The sequence below is a fragment of the Kitasatospora sp. MBT66 genome (assembly GCF_000710405.2).
Taxonomy (GTDB): domain Bacteria; phylum Actinomycetota; class Actinomycetes; order Streptomycetales; family Streptomycetaceae; genus Kitasatospora; species Kitasatospora purpeofusca.
This window is the reverse complement of record NZ_JAIY01000006.1, coordinates 912,930-917,515: the sequence shown is the minus strand read 5'-3', so window position 1 is coordinate 917,515 and position 4,586 is coordinate 912,930. Positions and strand designations below refer to the sequence as shown.

General features: G+C 73.4%; 5 protein-coding genes. All 5 read left to right on the top strand.

Annotation, left to right across the window (positions count from 1 at the left end):
- Window positions 1-330 precede the first annotated feature (330 nt).
- Entirely contained in the window at window positions 331-1,512 is a 1,182-nt protein-coding gene (locus tag BI06_RS16500; protein ID WP_043468826.1) for a cysteine desulfurase family protein, read from the top strand.
- A 98-nt stretch (window positions 1,513-1,610) separates the two neighbouring features.
- The gene (mnmA, locus tag BI06_RS16495; RefSeq protein WP_043468823.1) at window positions 1,611-2,750 is read left to right on the top strand and encodes a tRNA 2-thiouridine(34) synthase MnmA; all 1,140 of its coding nucleotides are present in this window, start codon (window positions 1,611-1,613) and stop codon (window positions 2,748-2,750) included.
- Window positions 2,751-2,765: 15 nt separating this feature from the next.
- Entirely contained in the window at window positions 2,766-3,323 is a 558-nt protein-coding gene (locus tag BI06_RS16490; RefSeq protein ID WP_043468822.1) for a Uma2 family endonuclease, read from the top strand.
- Window positions 3,324-3,377: 54 nt separating this feature from the next.
- Complete coding sequence (locus tag BI06_RS16485) at window positions 3,378-3,902, top strand: TIGR00730 family Rossman fold protein (RefSeq protein ID WP_043468819.1); 525 nt, start codon at window positions 3,378-3,380, stop codon at window positions 3,900-3,902.
- A 13-nt stretch (window positions 3,903-3,915) separates the two neighbouring features.
- Window positions 3,916-4,586: SDR family oxidoreductase (locus BI06_RS16480; RefSeq protein ID WP_043469746.1), on the top strand; the 671-nt coding region annotated here is incomplete at its 3' end.

The following is a 4,586-nucleotide window of genomic DNA, read 5'->3' as shown; positions in this document are numbered from 1 at the left end:
GCCGAGCAGGGTCAGCGCCCGATCGACCGACTGCGACATTGCGCTCCCCGTTCCTGGTTCCGACCGGGCCGCGGGCAGGGGCCGTCGCGCCGGGTGCTGGTGGCCGTCGGGCCGCTCGGCGGTGGCCGTCCGGCCGCGCGGCGATGGCCGTCGGGCCGCTTGGTGGTGGCCGTCAGGCTAACCGTTCGGGGGCCGCATTCCGTAGCGGGGCTGCCCCGAGGGGCACCGTCCCGGTGACCGCCGTCCGGTGGCCGGATCGGTGCGGTGCGCCCGGCCGCCCCGGGCACGCCGGTCCGGTGCGGGCCGGAGGGCCACTACAATCGCATGGTTATGCCATACCTGGACCATGCGGCGACCACGCCGATGCTGCCCGAGGCGATCGCCGCGATGTCGGCACACCTGGGGGTCGTCGGCAACGCCTCCTCCCTGCACGCGGCCGGCCGCCGGGCCCGCCGGGTGGTCGAGGAGGCCCGCGAGTCGCTCGCCGAGTCGCTCGGCGCCCGGCCCAGCGAGATCGTGCTCACCGGTGGCGGCACCGAGTCCGACAACCTGGCGGTCAAGGGCCTGTACTGGGCCCGCCGCGGCGCCGACCCGGCCCGCACCCGGGTGCTGTGCAGCCCGGTCGAGCACCACGCGGTGCTGGACGCCGTGCACTGGCTCGCCGAGCACGAGGGCGCCACCGTCGACTACCTGCCGGTGGACGCGCTCGGCCGGGTGCACCCGGCGGCGCTGCGCGAGGCGATCGAACGCGACCCCGCCTCGGTCGCGCTGGTCACCGTCATGTGGGCCAACAACGAGGTCGGCACCGTCCAGCCGGTCGTCGAACTCGCCGCCGTCGCCGCCGAGTACGGCATCCCGATGCACGCCGACGCGGTGCAGGCGCTCGGCCAGGTGCCGGTCTCCTTCGCCGGCTCCGGACTCACCGCGCTCACCGTCACCGGCCACAAGATCGGCGGCCCGTTCGGCATCGGCGCGCTGCTGCTGTCGCGCGGCGCGACGCCCGTCCCGCTGCTGCACGGCGGCGGCCAGGAGCGCGACGTCCGCTCCGGCACCCTGGACGCGCCCGCCGCCGCCGGCTTCGCGGCCGCCGCGGCCATCGCCGTCGAACGCCGCGAGGAGCACGCCCTCGCCCTCGGCGCGCTGCGGGACGAACTGGTCGCGACCGTGCTCGCCGCCGTCCCCGACACGGTGCTCAACGGCGACCCGGCGGGGGAGGGGCGGCTGCCCGCCAACGCGCACTTCTCCTTCCCCGGCTGCGAGGGCGACGCGCTGCTGATGCTGCTCGACGCCCGGGGCATCGAGTGCTCCACCGGCTCGGCCTGCTCGGCCGGCGTCCCGCAGCCCAGCCATGTGCTGCTGGCGATGGGCGTCGACCCGCTGCTCGCCCGGGCCTCGCTGCGCTTCTCGCTCGGCCACACCTCCACCCGCGAGGATGTCACCGCCCTCGCGGAGGCCATCGCCCCGGCCGTCCAGCGGGCCCGCAACGCCGGACTCGCGGCCGTCCGGCGCTGAAGCCGGAAGGCTGACGGGCCGAGTACCGGAAGGCCGTCCGGCCGAGCGCCGGAACCCCGGCGGAATGCCGGGCGGCACCACGTACGCTTGTTGTCATCATGACTGACTTCCCGGGTGCCCCGACCGCTCCGTCCACCACCGGCCGCCTGCGTGTGCTCGCGGCGATGTCCGGCGGGGTGGACTCCGCCGTCGCCGCGGCCCGCGCGGTCGAAGCCGGCCACGAGGTGACCGGTGTGCACCTGGCCCTGTCCAGCAACCCGCAGTCCTTCCGCACCGGCGCGCGCGGCTGCTGCACCATCGAGGACTCCCGGGACGCCCGCCGCGCCGCCGACGTGATCGGAATCCCGTTCTACGTCTGGGACCTCGCCGAGCGCTTCCGCGAGGACGTCATCGACGACTTCGTGGCCGAGTACGCGGCCGGGCGCACCCCCAACCCGTGCCTGCGCTGCAACGAGAAGATCAAGTTCGCGGCGCTGCTGGACAAGGCGGTCGCCCTCGGCTTCGACGCCGTCTGCACCGGCCACTACGCCCGGATCGTCGACCTGCCGGACGGCACCCGCGAACTGCACCGCGCCGTCGACGCGGCCAAGGACCAGTCCTACGTGCTCGGCGTGCTCGACGCCGACCAGCTCGCCCACTCGCTCTTCCCGCTCGGCGACACCACCAAGGACGTCATCCGCGAGGAGGCCGAGCGGCGCGGCCTGGCCGTCGCCAAGAAGCCCGACTCGCACGACATCTGCTTCATCGCCGACGGCGACACCCAGGGCTTCCTGGCCCGCCACCTCGGCACCGCCACCGGCGACATCCTGGACGTCGACGGCACCAAGCTCGGCGAGCACGACGGCGCCTACGGCTTCACCATCGGCCAGCGCAAGGGCCTGCGGATCGGCCGCCCGGCCGCCGACGGCAAGCCCCGCTACGTGCTGGACATCTCGCCGGTCAACAACACCGTCACCGTCGGCCCGGTCGAGGGCCTCGACGTCACCGGCCTCACCGCGATCCGCCCCCGCTGGTGCGGCGCCGAGCCCCTGGCCGACGGCCGCTACACCGCCCAGCTGCGCGCCCACGGCGAGGAGGTCCCGGTCAGCGCCTCGGTCACCGACGGCACCCTCCGCGTCGACCTCGACACCCCCGCCCGCGGCATCGCCCCCGGCCAGGCCGTCGTCCTCTACGACGGCACCCGCGTCGTCGGCTCCGCCACCATCGCCACCACGGAACGCCCGGCCGTCAACGTCTGAGGACGAGAGGACCGCATGAGCTTCCACGAGCGGCACCGCGACTTCATCGAGGAGCTGGAGCGGATCGCTCCCGAAGGCGTCCGGATCGAGTGGTCCGGGGACGTGCTGGTCATGCAGGCGTCGCCGACGGACGTCCACCGGCTCAACATCGTCCAGGTGCGCCGGCAGTTCGAGCGGCACGCTCCTGACGGGTACCTTCCCGGTGAACGCACCAGGATCATCAGCCCAGACGTCTCCAAGGGGCGTGAGCCGGACCTCACCTACCTGCCGGTGGAGGTCCTCTCCGAGCCGGGCAACCGGGCCCCCGCCGCCGAGGCGCTGATCGCCGTCGAGATCGTCTCGCCCTCCAATCCGGGCAACGACTGGATGGACAAGCTGCACGACTACGCCGTGATGCGGATCCCGCTCTACCTGATCGTGGACCCGCGCGAGCGGACGGTGACGCTGTTCTCCGAGCCCGACCACGATCGCTACCACACCCGCACGGACCGGAAGTTCGGCGACGGGATCGGTATTCCGGAGCCGTTCGGCTTCACGCTGGACCTCGCGGTGCTCGTGCCGTACCGGGACTGAGCGGCGGAAACGTGGCTGAACGGGCGAGCCCGAATGTGATAGACCGATGAAACTATGAACATCACTGTCTTCTGCTCCGCGTACTCGCTCGACGACCGCTACTCCGTGCCCGCCTCCGAATTCGCCCGGCTCATCGGGGAGGGCGGGCACACGCTGGTGTGGGGCGGGTCGAACGCCGGGCTGATGGGGTTGCTGGCCGACGGGACGAAGGCGGCGGGCGGGCGGCTGGTCGGCGTGATGGTCGAGATGCTGAAGCACAAGGCGTACGTCGGCGCCGACGAGCTGGTCATGACCCGCGACCTCGCCGAGCGCAAGGCAGAGCTGGTCGCCCGGGCCGACGCGATCGTCGTCCTGGTCGGCGGGCTCGGCACCATGGACGAGGTGACCGAGGTGCTGGAGCTCAAGAAGCACGGGATGTTCGAGAAGCCGGTGGTCGTGCTCGACACCGAGGGCTTCTACGCCGGGCTGCGCACCCAGCTGGAGCGGATGGACGCCGAGGGCTTCCTGCCCCGCCCGCTGGGCGAGCTGATCACCTTCGCCGACACCCCGGCCCAGGTCTTCGAGCAGCTCAAGGGCTGAGAGGATCACGGTCATGGCCTCTCATCTGATCACTGGCGCCGGCTCCGGCATCGGCGCCGTCCTCGCCGCCCGTCTCGCCGAGCGCGGGGACGAGCTCTGGCTGCTGGCCCGCGACGCCCGCCGCGCCGCCGAGCTGCGCGAGCGCTTCCCCGGCGCGCGGACCCTGGTCGGCGACCTCGCCGACCCGGCGAAGCTCTCCTGGGCCCTCGGGCACCAGGCGCCGCCGGTCGAGCTGGACTCGCTGCTGCACGTGGCGGGCGTGGTCGAGCTGGCCCCGGTCGGCGAACTGCCGGTCAAGGCCTGGCAGGAGACCCTGAACGTCAACCTGGTCGGCCCCGCCGAGCTGACCCGGCTGCTGCTGCCCTCGGTGCGGCTGGCCAAGGGCCACGTGGTGTTCGTCAACTCCGGTGCCGGGCTGAGGGCGAGCGCCGACTGGTCGGCGTACGCGGCGAGCAAGCACGGGCTGCGCGCCCTCGCCGACTCGCTGCGGCTGGAGGAGCACGGCAACGGCGTGCGGGTCACCTCGGTGTACCCGGGCCGCACCGCCACCGCGATGCAGGTCAAGGTGCACCAGCAGGAGGGCCGGGTGTACGACGCCGGCCAGTGGATCGAGCCGGAGTCGGTGGCGAAGGCGATCCTGGCGGCGCTGGACGCCTCCCGGGACGCGGAGATCACCGACATCAC